Below are 3,618 nucleotides of genomic sequence, written 5' to 3' on the forward strand. Positions count from 1 at the left end.
CGTCCAAAATCTATGGCGGTCGACTGGGCTAACGATGCGCAAAGCTTAACCAACTTACGTTAGCTGTACGTGACGAAGTGATCAATTTAGAAAAAGCAGCTATTGGCATTATTCAAATTGATTAACTTACAGAAATCAATTGAGTTAGATTGGTTCTGCTACTCCATTTTGCTGGTTATTACGCAGTGATTTTGCGGTGAACTGTACTATTGTTTACTACACTAAAACTAAAGATGTGCAGTTAACAATAGGAGCTATTATGAGTCACACTTATAAAGTCATTGAACTTGTTGGTTCATCACCAATCAGTTCAGATGAGGCTGTTAAAAATGCGATTGCAGAAGCCAATAAAAGTTTACTACATTTGCGCTGGTTTCAAGTTATCGAAACTCGTGGCCACTTAGAAGAAGGTCTCATTGCCCACTGGCAAGTAACTATTAAAGTGGGTTTTACCTTAGACTCTAATGCTTAGGACCTAGTTGTCGCTTTCGTTTATGCGTCTCTTGGTAAACCCTTTTGTATTGATCTAATCACTCGTTGAGTTTTCCGTGAAAGCGCCGATTGCGGCGCTTTTTGTATTTGTTGCACTAATGCCCATTCAATATGTTCATGTACCATATCATCCACTTCTTCACTGTGTTTACGTTGCTCCAATGCCTCAATAATGGCCGGATTAGCGGGAGCATTACCTAATGCAATCGCGATATTACGTAACCAACGTTTGTGACCAATTCGACGAATCGCACTACCTTCTGTTTGGCTGAGAAAATAAGTTTCAGACCAAGCAAATAAAGTCAGTAAATCGGGTTGAATAAGCGCAGTGCGAGTATGGAAATCAGTCTCTTTAGTCAGTGGTGCTTTAGCGTTTACCGGACACACTAGCTGACAGTCATCACAACCATAAATACGATTGCCTATAAGCGGGCGAAACTCTTCTGGAATAGCACCCTGTAATTCAATGGTCAAGTAAGAAATACAACGTCTTGCATCGACAACATAGGGTTCGACAATCGCATCAGTTGGGCATGATTTTATGCAGGCTACGCAAGTGTTGCAGCCTTCTTCAATCGGGATATCTAACGGCAATGGTAAGTTAATGAGTAACTCGCCGAGAAAAAACCAACTGCCTGCATCAGGGTGTAAAATTAACGAGTGTTTGCCAGTCCAGCCTAGTCCGGCTTTGTCGGCTAATGGACGTTCCAAAATAGGTGCAGAATCCACAAATGGTCTAAAATCAGTCGCATCAAAGTCTAGTTGTTGGCAATACTGGTTGATTTTATCGCCGAGCTTTTTAAGCCGTTGTCGGATGAGTTTATGATAGTCACGTCCACCCGCATAACGAGAGATATAACCAAGATTTGGGTCAGTTAAATTACTGGCAAAGCCGGCGTCAGGTGGTAAATAGTCCATCCGAGCACAAATCACTCTAATGGCTCCTGGATGTAACTCTGCAGGTCTAGCGCGCATCATTCCGTGATTAGCCATATAACCCATCTCACCGTGATACCCCTTATCTAACCAATCTTGTAATGCTGCTTCATGTTGGCTTAAGTCGACATCAGCAACACCAATATGAGCAAAGCCAAGTTCTTTACCCCAAAGCTTGATTTGTCTATTGAGCACATCAAGTTGAGCCGCGGTCAATGGACAGGGCTCAGTTGTTAGATCGGTTCCTAGATCAGGAATAGGATTTGGAGTTAATGCTGCGGTCGTTGTTGTCATAACACTATCATTGAGTAAACACGCTAAAATTATACGCGTTTTACTCAGCTTTGACACAATTTCGACCTGCAGCTTTGGCAGAATAGAGCGCTTTGTCGGCTTTTAGTAACAATGGTGACAAGTCTTCTTCATTACTATAGCTGGCAACCCCGGCACTGACGGTTTGATGTAAGTTCGGCGCAATCTGAGTCCAATCGTAATCAGCAATGGTTTCAATTAAACGATTAGCGATTTCAATGGCTTTAGTTTTGTCGATATTAGGCAGTAAAATCAAAAATTCTTCACCGCCAACACGTCCAACAACATCGGTATCGCGCATCATGCTTGCGCTAATTGACGCTAGCTTTACTAGCACTTTATCGCCCATATCATGGCCTAATGTATCGTTGACCATTTTAAAATGATCAGCATCAAAAGAGATAATGGAAAACGGCTTACCTGATAGTTTGGATGATTTTAAGAAGTAATGCCCCTGAGAATAGGTATCACGTCTATTGGCCAATTTAGTCAGCTCATCGGTTAGGGCTAAACGCCTAAAGAGTTGTTTTCGTATAACTTGCTTGTAAGCAAACATTGATACGATAATTAAAATAATCGCAACTAAGATAATAATGATAATTTGCATGCTTTCGTTACGCTGTAAAATCTGTAACTGTTGCTCTTTATCTTTGTCGCGTTGTATTAACCATTCGTTTTCGGTTTGAATTTTGTTGGTATTAAAGCGCGCTTGCATTTCTGAGTTGCGATCAGACATATTTTGCTTATCAAGTGCCATGTGCATTTTAATAAATTTTTGTAATGTTTTTAATGCATTTTCAATATCACCTTTAGCTTGGTAGATATCGCTTTTGAGATAGATGTTTTCATTTTCACCGCGTTGATTGCCACCACGGTTAAAATCAATTGATGCAAGTTGACTGTATTCAAGGGCTTTATCTAATTCATTTTTAGCTAAATATACTTGTGCTAGGTATAACATTAATGAACTATGCGGCCCATCATTACTGACTGGGATTTCTTTTTCTGCTTCCTTTAACAGCACTAGTGCTTCATCTATTTTATCTAGTTTAATCAGGTTTCCTGCAATATTGGTTTTGGCATCTGCAATAGCAATGTTATCTTTTTGGGTTTTCCAGAAGGTAAGCGACTGTTTAAATCGTGCCGTAGACTCGTCAATACGCCCAAGCTCTAGAAGTGAAAACGCGATCTGATTATTGATATTATCAGCTTCTATTTGTTGATTGGCCTTAAGGTAAGCTTGTTCAAGTTTTATTTGGTATTTCAGAGCGGTTTCAGCATCACCAAAACGCCGATAACTTGCAGCAAGTTCACTTAAGTTATCATTTGCCCAATAAGTTAAATTAAGATTTTCATACAATTGTTGCGATGTAATTAAATCTTCTAATGCAGATGAATAGTTGCCTTGATATGACAGCATTGCCCCTCGAATGCTTCGGCCGTCAGCGATAAGTCGAGGATCTTCAAGTTCGTATGCGTTATTTATTGCATTAGAAAGATCGTCAAGAGCTTCGTCTAATTGCCCTGAAAACTGTTTGTAATAACCTAAACATAATAATAAATCAGTATGAATTGCTGATGGATAGGGTACTGAATATATCAGCAGTTGTTGCTCTGCATACTTAATGGCGCTGGCAAGTTCACTATCTGTAGTAGAAGGCTGGTTCCAGCAGTATAAACGGACATAGAGTTTTTGACGGATCTCATCGTCAGAGGCAATGAGCCGCTTATATTCGTTGAGTAACTCTTCACCTGAAACCTGATCAACATAATCAGCTAAATCTATTTTTTTATAGATCGCATCAGCTTTGACGTTGTCGTAATAAGCGGCAAAGACTGATGTAGGTAAAAAAAATATTGCTATAAAAATGGCAATAA

The 3,618-nt window shown here is 39.9% G+C and carries 3 protein-coding genes and 1 pseudogene; 2 read left to right on the forward strand and 2 right to left on the reverse strand.

Translation table 11 applies throughout. The features are described 5' to 3' along the window. Positions 1-50: 50 nt before the first annotated feature. Both CXF78_RS22075 and CXF78_RS14800 read left to right on the forward strand, forming a co-directional pair. Positions 51-125 (forward strand): annotated as a pseudogene (locus tag CXF78_RS22075) (hypothetical protein); the annotation flags it as partial. 134 nt (positions 126-259) lie between these two features. Continuing rightward, positions 260-472 (forward strand): dodecin, encoded by a 213-nt coding sequence (locus tag CXF78_RS14800; RefSeq protein WP_041412796.1) that lies wholly within the window; start codon positions 260-262, stop codon positions 470-472. A 20-nt stretch (positions 473-492) separates the two neighbouring features. On the opposite strand, the gene queG is transcribed toward CXF78_RS14800, so the two are convergent. Further along, positions 493-1,722 carry a tRNA epoxyqueuosine(34) reductase QueG gene (gene queG / locus CXF78_RS14805; RefSeq protein ID WP_145991468.1) on the reverse strand — a complete coding sequence of 410 codons (1,230 nt, stop codon included), beginning with the start codon at positions 1,720-1,722 and terminating at the stop codon, positions 493-495. A gap of 40 nt (positions 1,723-1,762) precedes the next feature. Next, on the reverse strand, positions 1,763-3,618 hold a 1,856-nt coding region (locus tag CXF78_RS14810), incomplete at its 5' end, for a GGDEF domain-containing protein (RefSeq protein WP_102037233.1).

The sequence above is a fragment of the Shewanella sp. 11B5 genome (assembly GCF_002836795.1).
In the GTDB taxonomy this organism is placed as follows: domain Bacteria; phylum Pseudomonadota; class Gammaproteobacteria; order Enterobacterales; family Shewanellaceae; genus Shewanella; species Shewanella frigidimarina.